Genomic DNA, 17,242 nt, shown 5'->3' on the forward strand with positions numbered 1-17,242 from the left:
AGGAAGCCTTGGCTATGCGGCATGATGCTCCGGCTTCAATTCAATAACCGTGTTGCACTCAGCTCCTGCAACCGCCCCGGCTATCGACAACTGGAAGCAATTTCATTTTATGAGCGCAACGGATATCAGCGTCGAGGGCCATTCGGCGGATATGAATATGATCCCAATAGTATATTTTTGGAAAAGCATCTCGAATCATAGCGTCCATATGCAGCTGTGCTGGCCGGACAGATATTGCTATAAGCTCAGCATTGAATTACTGCGGTGAAATCCTCAGCAATCATCGCCTGGGTTCGCGGAGGTGTCTTTACATACTTTGTGCCGAAAGCAGGCTCTCAAGCTATTTTATTAGCTTCAACATGCACCTGGCGGCCCATTGGCCCTGGCGAACCAAACCACGGACAGACCGAGCAGCGCCAGTATCAGCCGTGTTGGGGAAAAAGAGCTCGGCCCCGCCTGTTCCAGCAACAAGTCACCAGCAATGCTACCTCCGGCCACTGCCAGATTGAAGATGGCGACCAGCATCGACTGCGCTACATCGGCCCCGTCACCGGCGGTATAGGCAATGGCCGTCTGTAGTAACGAGGGAGCGCCACCAAACGTCAGCCCCCAGGTCGCAACGCTGAGGAGCACAAGAACCAAACTACAGATTTTACTTAAATTATTAACTATTACATATACATACGAGCCTACCTCTTTGAAATAGGTTATTCCCTATAGTACCCCGCGCAATGCGGTGCTCTCGCACTACTGACCTATTTCATGGATTACACAAATGCAGTTCCGAAAGAATATAAATTCGCTGCGAGCGCTCGCGGTCATTTCCGTTGTGTTGTTTCACTTCAAAATCGGAGGGTTCGGCGGGGGCTTTGCTGGAGTCGACATCTTCTTTGTTATCTCCGGTTTTCTGATGACCGGAATCATCGTCAACGGCCTCCACAATCAAAACTTCTCACTCTTGGGCTTTTACGCCTCCAGGGCACGGCGAATCATTCCGGCTTTGCTGACTCTGTGTGCAGCGTTGCTGATCTTCGGGTTTGTCTATTTTCCTCTCGATGACTACCGCGAGTTGATCAGGGCCATCAAGAGCAGCTTGTTGTAATGCATGACAAAGATCTGGAGAGCAAATGCCAAGGATTCAACAACGAAAAGTTTCTGGCATTGAAAAACTCACACCAGGGTGTACCCGTCGTTCTGTTCAGTAGAGCAGCCATGTACACCGATACGAGGAGAGGCAACAGTTACCGCGTGTACTTCCCGGGTAAGGAGCACCTCACGGGGCAGTCATTTGCCGATACATACGCCGCTGAGTACACCAAGGTTGTGTGTGCCATCGCAGAAAATCGTCCGGTGCATATCGTCAAACCGATCCCGGAAATGCCGTTCAACATCTACAAAGGTTTGAACCTGCATAAACGCATTTTCCAGTACTCATCGGACATCACCGTTTCACTGCAGGACTATGAGAGACGTAATCGCGTAGCCAAGCACGCCATTGAAGTCGCGGCAAAGCAATGCAATGCCAAGGTTATTGACCCAACCCCATACCTTTGCCCAAACGGGCAATGCATGGGCTCAAGGGACGGTGTGCCGCTGTACTACGACGACAACCACCTGGTGGATGCTGGTAACGAGCAATTGAAAGGGTTGTTCAATGGAATCATTGAACAGATTTAACGCCCCCAATTCCATGGTTGCCCTACTGGTGGACAGCAACTCGCCTGGACGTTTCCGAGCATGCTTTTTTGGACATGGTAGATGCCCCCCATAAAAGAAATAAAAGGCCAGCCAACGTGGGTTGATTACGGGCTCCCTGATTTGAGAACCCTTGAGCGTGAGCTGCGTTCATCTGCAGTAGATAAGGTGGAGGCAGCCGATAGCCATGAAGCAGCCATAGATCTGGTCGCTCAATATTTGGGTTTTGTTAACCCGGCCATTTTATCCCTCACCATTGAGACACCCATGGGGTTAGTAACCGTCGACCGAAAAAGCTTCTATGACATAGTAGAAAAGCGTGCCGATGCTCGCGAACGCTATGTGAAAATGGCCATGGACACGCTTACTGGGCCTTTTGAGGTTTGGAAGGTTGAATACGATGATGGCTCGTACCGCTTGGCCTTTATAGGAGCCTACGAAGCAAAGCGCCAGATGCTGGTCATTGTCGCTGTGCGAGACGGGCTTTTGTTCTGGAATTTCATGCAAACGGACGCCAAGTCACTGAACAAGCATCGACATGGCGAGCTGCAGCACCAGCGCTATAAGCCTTTAATCACGGACAAAGAAAAAGGGCAGTCCTGAGAACTGCCCTTTAGGGAGTGTGCTTGATATTCATATACACACCCTCAAGCAGGGGTGTGGAGGTCTCACCCTACGCTGATGTGCCAGCCATCGACGGGGTTCCTACGCCAGTTATAGCCGCTGGAGGCAACTGGTTTCGCGCTCCAAAACATTATTTATGATCCATCAAAAAAGATCAACCGCCTGCTCAGCATTAAGACCGCTGGCCTATAAGCCAAGGTGATATTGCTCGGTTGATGACCTCCACGACCTTTAAAACAACTGCGCGCGAAAAACCTATTTCCAGCTGCGCTCCACAACCCAGATTGACAGGATGTCCTCGTTCTCACGCGAGGCCGCCCATGAAACTTCCACGTCCCACCCGCACCACATTGATCTTCAGCCTCTGCCTGATCGCCCTGGCCAGTGTATTGGCCTACGAGAATCACCAGTTGTCCCTTGTGAGCAATGACTTGGCATCCACCGCTGACAAGGACTCGCTGAACGCGCTGCTCACACGACTGGCCAAGGTTGATGAGCGGCTGGACGCCGTTGACAGCAAGCACCTGGTTACCAACGACGACTTCCGCTCGGGCCAACAGGCGCTTTCCAATCGCATCGATACCGTTCAGGCGTATGCCAAGCAAGCGACTGAAACCACCCATGACCTTTCCCTGCGCGTAACAGCTGCCGAGGAGCAGGTGATGGTGCTCAAGGCCAGTATCGAGATGATCGATATCCGGCTGCAGGAACTGTGCAATCCTCAAGCTTCAGAGCCACCAATGGTTGCCCCTCCCCAAAACCGGTTATTCGCAAGAAACCTCCACCTGCGCCCCAACCTCCTCCGTTCACCGTAATCGGCATCGAATATCGAGGTGGCGAGCGCTTTCTGTCCGTGGCGCCACCCGGTAGTACGCAACTGAGCCAGATCAACCTGATCCGGCCCGGCGACGGGGTCACGGGAACTGGACTGCCCCAGCCGCCATGGATGAAGGTACGGAGCCCTCTCTGCTGCTCACCTTGATGATCAGTCAGGTCGGTGGCATGAAGATCCACAATTGGGGTTAGGAAATGCGGAACCAGGATCGTAGCAATCGCACTGAAGGCAACAAACCCCGGAGAGATCCGAGCAGGCTTGTAAGCTCAAGGTAGCAATCATCTGAAACGCTTTGCAGATCAAAAAGAATGTTCCTGCAACAGCAAAATCCACCTTCCGACAGACATTGCTTAAATCGCTAAAAACAGCCAATAACTCGACCGCTCCATATTGACATCACCTGAAGTCGAAATTAGTGTTCGATTTAGACGGCTGCATGTCTACGAAGAAATCTGTGCAGTGCACACATTCAGACCCGCGCCCCACCAAATCCCGGACACAAAAAAGCCGGTTAATCCTGAGGACTAGACCGGCTGTTTTGGTGTAGCGATATGGTGGGTCGTGTGGGATTCGAACCTACGACCAATTGGTTAAAAGCCAACTGCTCTACCAACTGAGCTAACGACCCGCTTCGTTGTGGGGCGTATAATACTGATTTCTAACGAGAATTCAATACCCGCTCAGAAATAAATCCGAAATAATTCAAAAATAACGGGTTGGGTCGCTAATTCCGGCAGCTGCAAAGCCTTCTGCACGCAAACGGCAACTGTCGCATTTGCCACAGGCACGCCCTTGATTGTCAGCCTGGTAGCAGGAAACTGTCAGCGAATAGTCCACGCCCAGCTTTATACCTGCCTGTACGATTTGTGCCTTGCTCAGGTTTTGCAGAGGCGCCTTGATACTGAAGCCCTGCCCCTCTACTCCGGCCTTGGTCGCCAGGTTGGCCATGACCTCAAAGGCCTCGATAAACTCTGGACGGCAGTCCGGGTAACCCGAGTAGTCCACCGCATTGACACCGATAAAAATATCTCGCGCCTGCAGCACTTCTGCCCAACCCAGCGCCAAGGACAGGAACACGGTATTGCGTGCCGGAACATAAGTAACCGGAATGCCTTCACTCGGGGCCTCGGGCACGTCTATGGAGCTGTCGGTCAATGCCGAGCCACCCATGCCGTCCAGGTTCAGGCCGATAACTTTATGCTCAACAGCCCCCAGATCCCGTGCAACACGTGCAGCAGCGTCCAGTTCAGCACGATGGCGCTGACCGTAGTCAAAGCTCATGGTGTAGCAGCTGTAGCCCTCGGCACGAGCCATGGCCACGACGGTTGCCGAGTCGAGGCCGCCAGACAGCAGGATCACGGCCCGTTTTTCAGTGACAACAGTTTGTTCAGTCATTTCAGCGCCCCGGCTCGTCATTCCACAGATATTTGTGCAGCTGCATTTGCAAACGTACTGGCAGGTTATCCGCCACGATCCAGTCGGCCAGGTCACGGGCTGACAGGTCATGGTGGCTCGGCGAAAACAGTACTTCGCCTGCACGTCGCTCCAGCCCGTATTCAATCAACTTGGACACTGCCCAGTCATAGTCTTCCCGCGAGCAGATCACAAACTTGACCTGGTCGTTGGGCGTCAACAGGGCGATGTTTTCGTAGAGGTTGCGGTGGGACTCCTTGGAGCCCGGCGTTTTCAAATCCAGCACGCGACTGACGCGCGGATCTACCGCCGAGATATCCAGCGCACCACTGGTCTCGATCGAGACTTCATAGCCCGCATCGCAGAGCTGCTTAAGTAGAGGAATGGCATTGGGCTGGGCCAGCGGCTCGCCGCCTGTCACGCACACATAACGCGGGCGAAAGCCGGCAACCTGCTCAAGGATGTCGTCCAGAGGGCGCACAGTCCCGCCACTGAAGGCATAAGCGCTGTCACAGTAACCGCAGCGCAAAGGGCAGCCAGTCAGGCGCACAAAAACGGTGGGCAGGCCAGCCGTCCGCGTTTCACCCTGCAACGAGTAAAAAACTTCGGTAATTCTCAATGTGTCTTGCATATTCGCCACGGGCGTAACAGCTAAACAGGCTGTCCGCCTCCGTCAGGCACTCCAAAAAATCTGCTCGCGCAGGATCCAGAAGAGCGTATTTCATAAAAGGGCGTGGATTCTAACGAAAAAACCCGCGACAGGCGCGGGTTTCTCGATTAAAGCCGGTTATTGCTTACATACGCTGCAAGTCGCGTTGCGCCAACTGTGCAGCGGAAGTGCCTGGATACTGGGCTACAACCTGCTGCAGAATGCCTTTTACCTTGTCGGTATGGCCCAGGCGGCGCTCTACATCAGCAAGCTTGTAGAGCGAGTCCGGCACTTTGGCATGCTTGGGGTACAACTGGCTGACCTTGGCAAAGGCCTGGCCTGCCGCTTGCAAATCACCTTTGGCCAGGTTTACTTCTCCCAACCAGTACTGGGCGTTACCCGCGTACTGACTGTTGGGGTATTTGCGCAAAAAGGCAGTAAATGCCTGGCTGGCCTTGTCGAAGTCCTTGGCTTTGATCAGGTCGAAAGCAGCATCGTAATAGAGCTTCTCTTTCGCCGGATTGCCAGGCTCGGCACTGGCAGCGGCCTGGGAAGCAGGCGCTGCTGTATTACCGGCGGCATTAGCGCCACCAGCAGAAGAATTATCAGGGGCGGCAGCAGGAGCAATGCCAGCACCAATACGCCGATCAAGTTCCTGGTATCGCTCCAGGCTTTCTTGTTTCATGCGCGAAATGTCGTTCTGCAGAACTTCAATCACACCCTGTTGGCGTGCAATCTGTTCCTGCATTTGTTGCAGCTGGTTGAACAGCTCGCCCTGTGCCGAGACAGGGGTCGAAACCCCTCCCCCGGCATAGGCGCCGCTCGCACCATAACCCGGTGACGGATAACTCCCCCCGCTATTGTTATAGCCAGAGTTGTCATCGACCACAGGAACCGCAGCCCATGCCGATAGCGGCAGGAGGCTGAGAGTCAGAATAGTTACAGCACGGCGGCACGTTCGCATAACGAATTACTTACGCAGTTCGACGCGACGGTTTTGAGCCCACGACTGTTCGTCGTTGCCAGTAGCGATTGGACGCTCTTTACCGTAGGACACCAGCTCCAGCTGTGCTGGAGAAACGCCTTGCAGTACCAGGTAGCGTTGAACGGCTTTCGCACGACGCTCGCCCAGTGCCATGTTGTACTCACGAGTACCACGGGCGTCAGTGTTACCTTCCAGAACAACGCGAGCGCCGTTAGCTTTCAGGTCTTTGGCGTGAACGTCCAGAGCGCGCATTGCTTCTGGTTTCAGGTCCGAAGAATCGTATTCGAAGTAGAAAACAGTGATAGCGCGCAGAGCAGCTTCTTCGCTCAGGGAACCATCAACAGCGCCAGTGTTTGCGCCGTAACCAGCGTTTGGATCAACAGCAGCGCCTTCACCGGCATTGTCGCCGCCTTTGGACGAGCAACCTACAGCTACAGCCATGGCCAGTGCCAGCGCAGCAAATTTACCAAACTTCAGCATTTCCATCGTAAAACTCCTAATGAACCCCAAGTGTTATGTGCAACGTAAAGCTATCACCACGTCAGTTCAGGTAAGGGGACCAGGAAGGTTCTCTGACTTCGCCTTGAGCGGTAGGAAGAGGGAGCCTTACGCGTCCATTAATGGACACGAGCATCAAGACTCCCCGGCCCTGCTGGCGGGTGGCGTAGATTACCATGGTGCCGTTGGGCGCAACAGTAGCAGACTCATCAAGGTTGGTATCTGTGAGGATTTTCACGCTTCCACGCTGCAAATCTTGCGCCGCAACACGGAAATTGGTGAAGCCGTCCTGACGATGGATCATTACCAGGGTCTTTTCGTCAGCCGAAAGCTTAGGACTGGCGTTGTAGTTGCCGATAAAGGTCACGCGCTCTGCGTTACCGCTGCCAACGTTGGTCTTGTAGATCTGTGGTTTGCCGCCACGGTCGGAGGTGAAATAGATGGTAGAACCATCTTTACCCCAGAAAGGTTCTGTATCAATTGCAGGGTTGTTGGTAACACGAGTCAACCCTCGGGAAGCCAGATCCATCACATAGATCTCGGCATTACCGTCCTTGGACAATACGAACGCCAGTTTCGAGCCGTCCGGCGACCATGCTGGCGCACCGTTCAGACCTTCGAAATTGGTGATCTGCTCACGGCGGCCGGTATCAATGTTCTGCACGAAGATGCGAGGACGTTTCTGCTCGAACGACACATAAGCGATGCGTTTGCCATCGGGCGCAAAACGCGGCGACAGGATCGGCTCACGGGATTGCAGCAGGGTCACGGCACGGGCACCGTCGTAGTCCGAACGTTGCAGGGTGTAACGGGTGTTGGTGGCACTGGCACGCTCGGCCGTCACGTAAAGAAGACGGGTGGAGAATGCACCTTTGATACCGGTCAGTTTTTCAAACGACTGATCGGAGATGTAATGCGCCATGTCCCGCAGCTGTTCAGCCGTGCCCGACACACTGCCAGTCAGTACTGGCTGCTCGGTTGCAACGTTGAACAAGGCGTATTGCACCTGCAGGCGACCGCCTGCCGGCACGATATTGCCTACCATTACGTACTGGGCACCCAGGGCTTTCCAGTCGCGGAAAATGACTTCGCTGGCCTGGGTAGGCAAGCCGATCATGTTCTGCTTTGGAATCGGCGCGTAGTAACCCGAGTTGCGCAGGTCATTGCCGATAATTTCAGCCATGTCGTCCGGCAGCACTGTACCGCCCTGCCAACCAAAAGGGACTACGGCAATTGGCGTTGCCCGATCGCTGCCACTGGTGACCAGGATGTTCTTTTCATCTGCTACAGCCATCCCTGCCAGGCAGCAGACGACGACCAGCAGTCCTCGAAAAAGTTTAATCACAAGGCTAGATCCTCAGGTGTGAATGTCATCTTGAACGATCGATAAGGATTAAAATCGCTGGGTTTCATACCCTGCATTTCCGTTAAACGGCCAATATTCTTGACCGCTGCCACTGCGGAGCTGTCGAACGGTCCGTCACCGCTGGATTTGGCAACCGTCACAGAGGTTACCGTACCATCTGGCAACATGCCGATCTGCAGCACCACTGTCATGTTTTTGCGCGCCGATGGCGGACGGGCCCACCCTTCTGCTGCACGAGCACGAATCAAGTCATCGAAACTGCCGGCGACCTCATCACCTTGCTCATCTGCCAGCGCCTGCTGGCGTTGCGGCGTATCGGAAAGCAAATCAGCCAAGGCTTGCGCCTTTTTCTCTTCGGTCGATTTACGAGCTGCTTCCACGGCCTTTTTCTTGGCGGCATCGGCAGCGGCCTTTTTCTTCGCATCTTCGGCGGATTTCTTTTTCGCCTCGTCTGCTACGGCCTTTTTCTTGGCGTCTTCAGCTGCTTTTTTCTTCGCATCTTCAGCCGCTTTTTTCTTGGCGTCTTCCGCGGCCTTTTTCTTGGCCTCTTCTTCCGCAGCCTTCTTGGCCTCTTCCTCGGATTTTTTCTTGGCTATGTCAGCCAGTTTTTTCTCTTCGGCTTTTTTGGCTTCAGTGGCCTTTTTGGCATCATCGGCTTTCTTGGCTTCATCAGCCTTCTTCGCCTCGTCTGCCTTTTTGGCCTCGCTCGCTTTGGCTTCGTCAGCCTTCTTGGCTTCTGCAGCTTTTTCGGCAGCCTCTTCTTTCTTTTGTTCCGCAGCTTTTACAGCTTCCTGCTCAACCTTCTTTTGTTCCATCTGCTCGACTTCGGTCTGGCGCGCGGCGGATTTCTTCGCCTCACCCGCAATCTTTTGATTGGTCTGGGTGGTCGCCTGACTTTTGGACTTGAGCTGGTACAAGGTCGCCTGAACAATCGGTTTGGAAGGCAGCAGTTCCGGAGTCATGGCAAAGCTGACAAACAGCAGGCCAAAAATCAGGACGTGCAACCCTACCGCCCAGACTGCAGGCCAAAAATAGTTTTCAGAGGCGGACGGCTCCCGCTGTTCGCGCATCAGGGAGCCTCGGTTATCAAGCCAACGTTACCGACCCCGGCCTTCTGCAGACCACCCATAGCCCCCATTACCGCCCCGTAATCCACGGTCTTGTCACCGCGAATAAACACCTGGGTGTGCTTGCCGCCTTCATTGCCTGCGCGGATGATCTTGGTCACGGCGTCAGTCATCTGGGGCAAGGTCATTGCCTTGTCCATCTGCTTGTCGGTGTCGACTTCGCTGCCAAGGTTCCAGAAATAGGTCTTGTCAGCCTTGATCGAAATGGTCAGAACCTGGGTATTGTTGTCTTGCGGCAAAGCCTCGCTGGAGACCTTGGGCAAATCAACCTTCACACCCTGGTTGAGCATCGGTGCGGTCACCATGAAAATGACCAGCAGCACCAGCATCACGTCGATGTAAGGCACTACGTTCATCTCGGCGACCGGCTTGCGCTTTTTACGCGCTCGAGCGATTAAAGCCATTGGAAATTACCTGCTTATTCTTCGCTGGTGTGCACTTTGCGGTGCAGGATCGCCTGGAATTCATCGGCGAAGGTGTAGTAGCGGCCGATCAGCGTTTCGCTACGGGCAGCAAAACGGTTGTAAGCAATAACTGCCGGGATGGCCGCGAACAAGCCGATGGCCGTTGCGATCAGTGCTTCGGCAATGCCTGGCGCTACAGTCGCCAGTGTCGCCTGCTGGGCAGTGGCCAGGCCACGGAAGGAGTTCATGATGCCCCATACGGTACCAAACAGGCCGATATACGGGCTTACGGAACCAACGGTGGCCAGGAACGGCAAGCTTTGTTCAAGCTTTTCTTCTTCACGGGAGATGGCCACGCGCATGGCACGCGCCACACCTTCCATAACCGCTTCAGGATCAACGCCCGGCTGCTGACGCAGACGCGAGAACTCTTTGAAACCGGCACGAAAGATTTGTTCCACGCCCGAGTCCGGATCCGGATTGCTACCTGCCTGACGATACAGTTTCGACAGGTCGATACCCGACCAAAAACGCTCTTCAAAGCTTTCAAGGGCACGTCGACCGGCGCGCAACATGGTGCTGCGCTGAAAAATCATGACCCACGAGGTAACCGATGCGGCCAGCAGGGTCAACATTACCAACTGCACAACAATGCTGGCATTGCTGACCAAGCTCCACATGGAGGAATGGTCGACGACGTTAGCTTCCACGCTTTATCTCCTGCTCTAAATGTTTACCCGCGCCGCTCACGTCGGCAAAGGCCGTACGTAGAGCTTCGGGAATGGCTCGGGGTTTAAAACTATCGGCGCGCACACAGGCCACCAAAAACTGCCCTTCACAGAGCAGCGTTGCATCTGCAGCCCGCCAGACCTGCTGCTTGAAACGCAGGCTGGCACGGTTGAGTTCCATCACTTGCGCACTTACCAACAGTTCGTCGTCCAGTCGCGCCGGTGCGTGGTAGCGCGCCTCGCTGGAATGCACGACAAATAACAGGTTCTCGCCTGCCAGCGCGGACTGGGCAAACCCCAATTCCCGCAGCCTTTCGGTTCGAGCCCGCTCCATAAACTTTAGATAATTTACGTAATACACGACGCCACCCGCATCGGTGTCCTCGTAATAAACGCGACAGCGATGTGCGAACGGCTCAAGCCTGTTTTGCGCGCGCATACTCTAGTGCTTACTCCTCAGGTTGCCAATCCGCCAAACCACTGTTTTTTACGCTTCTTGGCCTTTATGACCGAAGATTTTCAGCGCCAGTCCTTGAGACAGCAAAAACCTTAAAAAAATCGACCGCTAACGGCTTATTAATCATCCAAAGCATTCAGAAATTCGTCTACCACAGGCATATCGCCTAATCGTGACGGAATGTTTAAACCAAAGTGCAAATACGCATGCCGGGTCACAACGCGACCACGCGGCGTACGCATGATGTAACCCTGCTGAATCAGATACGGCTCCAGCACATCTTCAATCGTATGACGCTCTTCGCTGATTGCTGCGGCAAGGCTATCGACTCCCACAGGCCCGCCATCGAACTTCTCGATCATGGTCAGCAGCAATCGCCGGTCCTGATGATCAAAACCATGCTCATCTACGTCCAGCAGGTTCAACGCCAGGTCAGCGACCGGCTTGGTGATATGCCCCTTGGCACGCACCTCGGCAAAATCCCGCACACGACGCAGCAAACGGTTGGCGATACGCGGTGTCCCGCGAGCCCGCCGGGCAATTTCATACGCACCTTCAGGGTCGAGCGGCAAACCGAAGATACCCGCCGAGCGACTGACAATCGTCGCCAGGTCGTCAGTACTATAGAACTCCAGTCGCTGAACAATCCCGAAACGATCACGCAACGGGTTGGTCAGCATCCCGGCGCGCGTGGTCGCCCCCACCAGGGTAAAAGGCGGCAGATCGAGTTTGATGGAACGCGCAGCCGGCCCTTCGCCAATCATGATATCGAGCTGGAAGTCCTCCATGGCCGGGTAAAGCACTTCCTCGACAATGGGTGAAAGGCGATGGATTTCATCGATAAAGAGCACATCATGGGGCTCAAGGTTGGTCAGCAGCGCAGCCAGATCACCCGGGCGCTCCAGAACAGGCCCGGAAGTGCTCTTGATCGATACGCCCATTTCCTGGGCGATGATGTTGGCCAGCGTCGTCTTGCCCAGCCCGGGCGGCCCAAAGATCAATGTGTGATCCAGCGATTCGGCACGCCCGCGCGCAGCCTGGATAAACAGCTCCATCTGCTCGCGAACGGTGGGCTGGCCAATATAGTCGGCCAGGCTCAGAGGCCGAATCGCCCGATCCTGAACTTCTTCCCGGTCCCGCCCGCTTGAGGCTGTAATCAGTCGATCAGCTTCAATCACTTAAATCATCCCCTTGAGGGCTCGGCGAATCATGTCTTCACTGCTCAACGTTTTATCCTTGATCGCAGAAACCGCCTTGCTCGCTTCCTGAGGCTTATAGCCCAGGGAGATCAAGGCACTCACCGCATCATTTTCAGCGCTGGCGACCGGCACCGGAGCATCCGGCTGATTAGGGACCAGGGCGAACATGCTGGGTACTTGCTCCCACGCCTTGAAACGATCCTTCAACTCTACCAGCAGTCGTTCCGCGGTCTTTTTGCCCACCCCCGGAACCTTGGTCAAGGCCGATGTGTCCTGAGCCTGCACACAGCGCACAAGCTCATCGACTTCCAGGCTGGACATCAACGCCAGCGCCAGCTTGGGGCCGACGCCGTTGAGCCGGATCAGCTCACGAAAAAAGTCACGCTCGCGCTTGCCTATGAAACCATAGAGCAACTGGGCGTCTTCGCGAACCACAAGATGGGTATGCAGGGTCAGTGGCTCGCCGACAGACGGTAATCGATAAAGCGTGGTCATCGGTACTTCCAGCTCATAACCCAAGCCGTTTACATCGAGAATCAGGTGCGGCGGCTGTTTTTCAGCCAGAGTGCCGCGCAAGCGTCCAATCACGTTTCAGATCCTTTCACTGGCCAGATCAATGGCTGACAAATACAAAGACAGAGCCGCATCATTACAGATGAAGCCCTGCCAGGAAGCCCAATCCAGTTAAAAATTGCGTTTCACAGCCGCAAACGCCCGCCACGGCTACGGGCCGCACCCAGCCCGTGGGGCAGCAAGCTGGAGCGAGTGTGGGCATGGCACAAGGCAATCGCAAGGGCATCCGACGCATCGATTTGCGGCTTGCTGGTCAGCTTGAGCAGGTGCATGACCATCATCATCACCTGTTCTTTATTGGCGCCACCTGTACCCGCCACCGCCTGCTTGACCTGGGTTGCCGAATACTCGGCGATCTCCAGGTTTTCTTCGGCTCCCGCAACAATGGCCGCGCCCCTGGCCTGCCCCAGCTTGAGAGCCGAATCGGCATTGCGGGCCATAAACACCTTTTCGATGCCCATGGTGACAGGACCGTACGTCTGAATAACCTCACGCACCCCACGATAGACGATCTGCAACCGCTCATGCAGTTCGCCGCTCCCCGTACGAATACATCCCGAAGCCACGTACACACAGCCACGCCCAGTGTCTCGCACGACGCCATAACCGGTGATTCGCGAACCCGGATCGATACCAAGAATAAGAGTCATAACGCCTACAGCTTATGAAGTGATGCCCACCGGCACATACCCGGACAGCTTAAAGGCAGAAGCCGGAGGTGCCCAGCGCCGCGATTGTCGCGACGGAGCACCTCCGGCCTCTTGATTGACGCAATCGCTCAGGCAAGCTGTTCCAGGACGGCGTCAGGGATTTCAGCATTGGAGTAGACGTTTTGGACGTCATCCAGGTCTTCAAGCATGTCGATCAACTTGAGAACCTTTTCTGCGCCCTCCAGATCAAGCTCGGCACTGGTGGTCGGCAACATGACGATTTCAGCATCCGTCGGCTTGAAACCTGCCGCTTCCAGGGCGTTACGCACGGCATAGAAGCTGGAGAACGACGTGAACACATCGATGGAGCCATCTTCGTTGGTCACCACGTCGTCGGCATCGGCCTCCATCGCGGCTTCCATCAAGGCATCCTCATCAACGCCGGCTGCATAGGAGATCTGGCCCTTGCGCTCGAACAGATAGGCAACAGAACCGTCAGTACCCAGGTTGCCGCCACACTTGCTGAACGCATGGCGTACAGCCGCAGCAGTACGGTTACGGTTGTCGGTCATGCACTCGACCATTACGGCTACGCCACCCGGGCCATAGCCTTCGTAGCTCAATTCGACCATGTCATCGGTATCAGCCGCACCGGCACCACGGGCCACGGCGCGATCAATGATATCGCGACTCATGTTCGCCCCAAGGGCCTTGTCCAGCGCCAGACGCAGGCGCGGATTGGAACTCGGATCGCCGCCACCTTGACGGGCAGCAACGGTCAGTTCACGGATCCACTTGGTGAAAATCTTGCCTTTTTTGGCATCCTGACGCTCTTTGCGGTGCTTGATGTTCGCCCACTTAGAATGACCTGCCATAACGCACTCCGAATCCCTTTAAAAACCTTGCCAGGCCAAGGCCTGACAATAAAAATTCTCGACCCCAAATGCAAAGGCGCACCCGAAGATGCGCCTTTGAAGGTCAGACTTACTCTGCCTTGGCTTGTTCGCGCAAACGAATATGCAGCTCGCGCAACGCTTTGGCGTCAACCACGCCAGGTGCTTGTGTCATGACACAGGCAGCACTCTGGGTTTTCGGGAAGGCAATCACTTCACGAATCGATTGTGCACCGGTCATCAGCATGACCAGACGATCCAGACCGAAGGCCAGGCCACCATGGGGCGGCGCGCCGTACTTCAGGGCGTCCAGCAGGAAGCCGAATTTCTCTTCCTGCTCGGCTTCTTCGATACCCAGCAGGCGGAATACCGCTTGCTGCATTTCCTTGCGATGGATACGGATCGAACCGCCACCCAGCTCGGTACCGTTCAAGACCATATCGTAGGCACGGGAGATCGCGGTTGCCGGGTTGGCTTCCAGCTCTTCAGGCGAGCACTTCGGTGCAGTGAACGGGTGGTGCAAGGCGCTGAAGCTGCCGTCGTCGTTCTCTTCGAACATCGGGAAGTCGACCACCCACATAGGGGCCCACTCGCAGGTCAGCAGGTTCAGATCGTTACCCACCTTGATACGCAGCGCGCCCAGGGCCTCGCTGACGATCTTGGCCTTGTCGGCACCGAAGAACACGATATCGCCATCGACGGCACCGACGCGATCCAGGATCACGTTCAGGTTGGCCTCAGGGATGTTTTTAACGATCGGCGACTGCAGACCTTCCACGCCTTTGGCGCGCTCGTTGACCTTGATGTACGCCAGGCCTTTGGCACCGTAGATGCCGACAAACTTGGTGTAGTCGTCGATCTGCTTGCGCGGCATGCTTGCAGCACCCGGAACCCGCAGGGCCGCAATACGGCATTTAGGGTCGTTGGCCGGGCCGCTGAACACCTTGAAATCCACGTCTTTGAGCTGATCGGCAACGTCAACCAGTTCCAGCGGGTTACGCAGGTCAGGCTTGTCGGAGCCGTAGCGGCGCATGGCCTCTTCGAAGGTCATGTGCGGGAATTCGCCGAATTCCAGATCCAGCACTTCCTTGAACAGGTTGCGGATCATGCCTTCGGTAAGGCCCATGATGTCTTTTTCATCGAGGAAGCTGGTTTCGATGTCGATCTGAGTGAACTCAGGCTGACGGTCAGCACGCAGGTCTTCGTCGCGGAAGCACTTGGCGATCTGGTAGTAGCGGTCAAAACCGGCAACCATCAGCAACTGCTTGAACAGCTGTGGCGATTGCGGCAGTGCAAAGAACGAACCGGCGTGAGTACGGCTAGGCACCAGGTAGTCACGTGCGCCTTCAGGGGTGGCACGGGTCAGGATCGGTGTTTCAACGTCCAGGAAGCCGTTTTCGTCCAGGTAACGACGAATGCTGGTGGTCATGCGCGAACGCAGGCGCAGCTTCTCGAGCATTTCCGGGCGACGTAGGTCGATAAAGCGGTAGCGCAAACGGGTTTCTTCGCCGACATCCGAGAATTCGTTAAGCGGGAATGGCGGGGTTTCTGCTTCGTTCAGCACTTCCAGCTCATAGCCCAGCACTTCAATCATGCCCGACGCCATGTTGGTATTGCCTGCACCGGCAGGACGCAGACGCACCTTGCCGGTGATCTTGACAACATACTCGCTGCGCACACGGTCGGCAGCGGCGAAGGTCTCAGCGCGATCCGGGTCGAAAACCACCTGGGCCAGACCATCACGATCACGGATATCGAGGAAAATCACCCCACCGTGGTCACGGCGACGGTGAACCCATCCGCAAAGGGTAATTTCCTGGCCGTCCAGGCTTTCGTTCAGTTGGCCGCAATAATGGCTGCGCATCATGGTAGTGGTTTCACTTCTCGTAATTCGAAATTCGGTGGAGGTCTTGCGCACCGTCGGTGCTGGTAACCTTGCAAGAGCCCGCTTGTGTTCTGACTGCTTTCGCTAGACCTCAGTCGGATTTATCGCCGCCTGCCAGATTCTTTTTCGAGCCTGTCTTGAAGTCTGTTTCATACCAGCCTGTACCGCTAAGGCGGAAACCCGGCATGGACAGCATTTTCTTCAGCTCGGGGGCCTGACAGGCTGGACAATCAACCAGCGGTGCAGCGCTGATCTTTTGAATGGCTTCCAGCTGATGACCACAGGAAGCGCACTGGTAATCGTACATGGGCATTGGCGTGTCTCGACAATCCGTTAGCGGCAACCCTTAAGCAGGGCCGCACAGCAAAGAGCGAGATTATATCTGGTAAATCGAGCCATTGCAGCCGCATGAACAGCCAGAAGCGCCTAAATGCATCATAAATATTGGGCGATTACAAGCCGTCGAGCATGCACCTCCAGCCGGCTGCGGCCTTCAACCCGCAAACACCTGCTACTGTTTTACCTCCTGAAGGCCGCGACCCATTTTCAACAAATGCATGACGCAGACGACCCGAATGAACCCACTGAAGTTCTTCACCCCGCCATGGCGCAAGTGAACCTCCAGGTCGATATAGGACAGCAGCGTATTTATTGAGCACTTGTTGATACGTGATATATCGGACAACACCTCCCAATACACTTCCTCAAGCCGCAAACAGGTGGCAAAGCCATTCAACCGTACTGAACGTGATAATGGCCGGGCCAGCGTGATGCCAAAGTCCAGAATGGCAGGGTCAATCCTGACCCTCTGCATTGATCTGCACCCGGCATTTTCTTGCCGCATCAATCGCCCCATCGCAAAAGCACTCCATTGCGCATCATTGGATTTGATTACTCTTTTTTCAAAGAACTTGCCTCATAAAACGACATGTAAAAATTCTTATCCAGCGGATCAAACCCGCAAATCTGTAGGAGCGCTCTCGCTACGTGCGGCGAATATGGTCATGGACGGAGCAGGCAGCACCCCCATCAGATCACACCACCCCCCAATCCCCAGACCAGAGGCCTACATGCGTCTAAGACAAGGCTTTCGTAATAAGCTGATTTTGCCTATGCCTCATCGAACAGTCTCACTCACAGATAGACCCATACGCTTAATTTGAGTAGACCCAAGCTTTGCTGTTAAATAGGCAGCGTGTTGCCCAATTTTCGCCTCCGGCGAGGGCGCATAGGCTGATGAACTCACGTGTCCAGCGCCTCC

The 17,242-nt window shown here is 55.1% G+C and carries 21 protein-coding genes, 1 tRNA gene and 1 pseudogene; 5 read left to right on the plus strand and 18 right to left on the minus strand.

The annotated features are described in order from the left end of the window. A pseudogene (locus GHN92_RS24255) lies at positions 1-201 on the plus strand (hypothetical protein); the annotation flags it as partial. Positions 202-354: 153 nt separating this feature from the next. Here GHN92_RS24255 and GHN92_RS19670 read toward each other — a convergent pair. Then, positions 355-633, minus strand: coding sequence for an MFS transporter (locus GHN92_RS19670; protein WP_178102650.1), 279 nt, complete (start codon positions 631-633; stop codon positions 355-357). 142 nt (positions 634-775) lie between these two features. Here GHN92_RS19670 and GHN92_RS19675 point away from each other — a divergent pair, with 142 nt between their 5' ends. The 4 genes from GHN92_RS19675 to GHN92_RS19690 all read left to right on the plus strand — a co-directional run bounded on the left by GHN92_RS19675 (position 776) and on the right by GHN92_RS19690 (position 3,134). Next, positions 776-1,102, plus strand: a complete 327-nt coding sequence (locus GHN92_RS19675; RefSeq protein ID WP_153380884.1) for an acyltransferase — start codon at positions 776-778, stop codon at positions 1,100-1,102. Then, positions 1,102-1,677 carry an SGNH hydrolase domain-containing protein gene (locus GHN92_RS19680; RefSeq protein ID WP_178102651.1) on the plus strand — a complete coding sequence of 192 codons (576 nt, stop codon included), beginning with the start codon at positions 1,102-1,104 and terminating at the stop codon, positions 1,675-1,677. Before GHN92_RS19675 ends, GHN92_RS19680 begins: the two co-directional genes overlap by 1 nt. An 81-nt stretch (positions 1,678-1,758) precedes the next feature. Beyond that, positions 1,759-2,298 carry a PBECR2 nuclease fold domain-containing protein gene (locus GHN92_RS19685; RefSeq protein ID WP_153380886.1) on the plus strand — a complete coding sequence of 180 codons (540 nt, stop codon included), beginning with the start codon at positions 1,759-1,761 and terminating at the stop codon, positions 2,296-2,298. A gap of 341 nt (positions 2,299-2,639) precedes the next feature. Continuing rightward, a complete protein-coding gene (locus GHN92_RS19690; RefSeq protein WP_153380888.1) occupies positions 2,640-3,134 on the plus strand; it encodes a methyl-accepting chemotaxis protein in 495 nt (164 codons plus the stop codon). Between the two features lie 572 nt (positions 3,135-3,706). On the opposite strand, the gene GHN92_RS19695 is transcribed toward GHN92_RS19690, so the two are convergent. The 17 genes from GHN92_RS19695 to GHN92_RS19775 form a co-directional block, all read right to left on the minus strand. After that, positions 3,707-3,782, minus strand: a tRNA-Lys gene (locus tag GHN92_RS19695). Positions 3,783-3,856: 74 nt separating this feature from the next. Further along, a complete protein-coding gene (queC, locus tag GHN92_RS19700; RefSeq protein ID WP_095001772.1) occupies positions 3,857-4,549 on the minus strand; it encodes a 7-cyano-7-deazaguanine synthase QueC in 693 nt (230 codons plus the stop codon). A gap of 1 nt (position 4,550) precedes the next feature. Continuing rightward, complete coding sequence (queE, locus tag GHN92_RS19705; RefSeq protein WP_095001773.1) at positions 4,551-5,198, minus strand: 7-carboxy-7-deazaguanine synthase QueE; 648 nt, start codon at positions 5,196-5,198, stop codon at positions 4,551-4,553. 163 nt (positions 5,199-5,361) lie between these two features. Beyond that, positions 5,362-6,180: a tol-pal system protein YbgF gene (ybgF, locus tag GHN92_RS19710; RefSeq protein ID WP_153380890.1), complete on the minus strand. Its 819-nt coding sequence runs from the start codon at positions 6,178-6,180 to the stop codon at positions 5,362-5,364. A gap of 6 nt (positions 6,181-6,186) precedes the next feature. After that, the gene (gene pal / locus GHN92_RS19715) at positions 6,187-6,687 is read right to left on the minus strand and encodes a peptidoglycan-associated lipoprotein Pal (protein WP_003441254.1); all 501 of its coding nucleotides are present in this window, start codon (positions 6,685-6,687) and stop codon (positions 6,187-6,189) included. A gap of 55 nt (positions 6,688-6,742) precedes the next feature. After that, entirely contained in the window at positions 6,743-7,993 is a 1,251-nt protein-coding gene (gene tolB / locus GHN92_RS19720; protein WP_016782234.1) for a Tol-Pal system beta propeller repeat protein TolB, read from the minus strand. A 47-nt stretch (positions 7,994-8,040) separates the two neighbouring features. Then, on the minus strand, positions 8,041-9,135 hold the full coding sequence (gene tolA, locus GHN92_RS19725; protein ID WP_153380892.1) for a cell envelope integrity protein TolA: 1,095 nt from the start codon (positions 9,133-9,135) through the stop codon (positions 8,041-8,043). Next, positions 9,135-9,587, minus strand: a complete 453-nt coding sequence (tolR, locus tag GHN92_RS19730) for a protein TolR (RefSeq protein ID WP_162200692.1) — start codon at positions 9,585-9,587, stop codon at positions 9,135-9,137. The genes tolA and tolR overlap by 1 nt, the downstream gene beginning before the upstream one ends. A 23-nt stretch (positions 9,588-9,610) precedes the next feature. Further along, positions 9,611-10,306, minus strand: coding sequence for a protein TolQ (tolQ, locus tag GHN92_RS19735; RefSeq protein WP_048363571.1), 696 nt, complete (start codon positions 10,304-10,306; stop codon positions 9,611-9,613). Further along, a complete protein-coding gene (gene ybgC, locus GHN92_RS19740) occupies positions 10,296-10,763 on the minus strand; it encodes a tol-pal system-associated acyl-CoA thioesterase (protein ID WP_016782230.1) in 468 nt (155 codons plus the stop codon). The genes tolQ and ybgC overlap by 11 nt, the downstream gene beginning before the upstream one ends. A gap of 137 nt (positions 10,764-10,900) precedes the next feature. Next, positions 10,901-11,959 carry a Holliday junction branch migration DNA helicase RuvB gene (ruvB, locus tag GHN92_RS19745; protein ID WP_095001776.1) on the minus strand — a complete coding sequence of 353 codons (1,059 nt, stop codon included), beginning with the start codon at positions 11,957-11,959 and terminating at the stop codon, positions 10,901-10,903. Next, complete coding sequence (gene ruvA, locus GHN92_RS19750) at positions 11,960-12,568, minus strand: Holliday junction branch migration protein RuvA (protein WP_178102652.1); 609 nt, start codon at positions 12,566-12,568, stop codon at positions 11,960-11,962. Between the two features lie 110 nt (positions 12,569-12,678). Next, positions 12,679-13,203 (minus strand): crossover junction endodeoxyribonuclease RuvC, encoded by a 525-nt coding sequence (gene ruvC / locus GHN92_RS19755; RefSeq protein WP_029611572.1) that lies wholly within the window; start codon positions 13,201-13,203, stop codon positions 12,679-12,681. A 128-nt stretch (positions 13,204-13,331) separates the two neighbouring features. After that, complete coding sequence (locus tag GHN92_RS19760; protein WP_016782226.1) at positions 13,332-14,078, minus strand: YebC/PmpR family DNA-binding transcriptional regulator; 747 nt, start codon at positions 14,076-14,078, stop codon at positions 13,332-13,334. Positions 14,079-14,187: 109 nt separating this feature from the next. Continuing rightward, on the minus strand, positions 14,188-15,963 hold the full coding sequence (aspS, locus tag GHN92_RS19765; RefSeq protein ID WP_016782225.1) for an aspartate--tRNA ligase: 1,776 nt from the start codon (positions 15,961-15,963) through the stop codon (positions 14,188-14,190). Positions 15,964-16,072: 109 nt separating this feature from the next. Continuing rightward, positions 16,073-16,294, minus strand: a complete 222-nt coding sequence (locus GHN92_RS19770) for an FmdB family zinc ribbon protein (RefSeq protein WP_029611571.1) — start codon at positions 16,292-16,294, stop codon at positions 16,073-16,075. Positions 16,295-16,492: 198 nt separating this feature from the next. Beyond that, entirely contained in the window at positions 16,493-16,837 is a 345-nt protein-coding gene (locus tag GHN92_RS19775; RefSeq protein WP_095025871.1) for a ribbon-helix-helix domain-containing protein, read from the minus strand. Positions 16,838-17,242: the final 405 nt, after the last annotated feature.

Origin of the sequence: Pseudomonas sp. FSL R10-2964, from assembly GCF_009600035.1 — a bacterium.
In the GTDB taxonomy this organism is placed as follows: domain Bacteria; phylum Pseudomonadota; class Gammaproteobacteria; order Pseudomonadales; family Pseudomonadaceae; genus Aquipseudomonas; species Aquipseudomonas bubulae.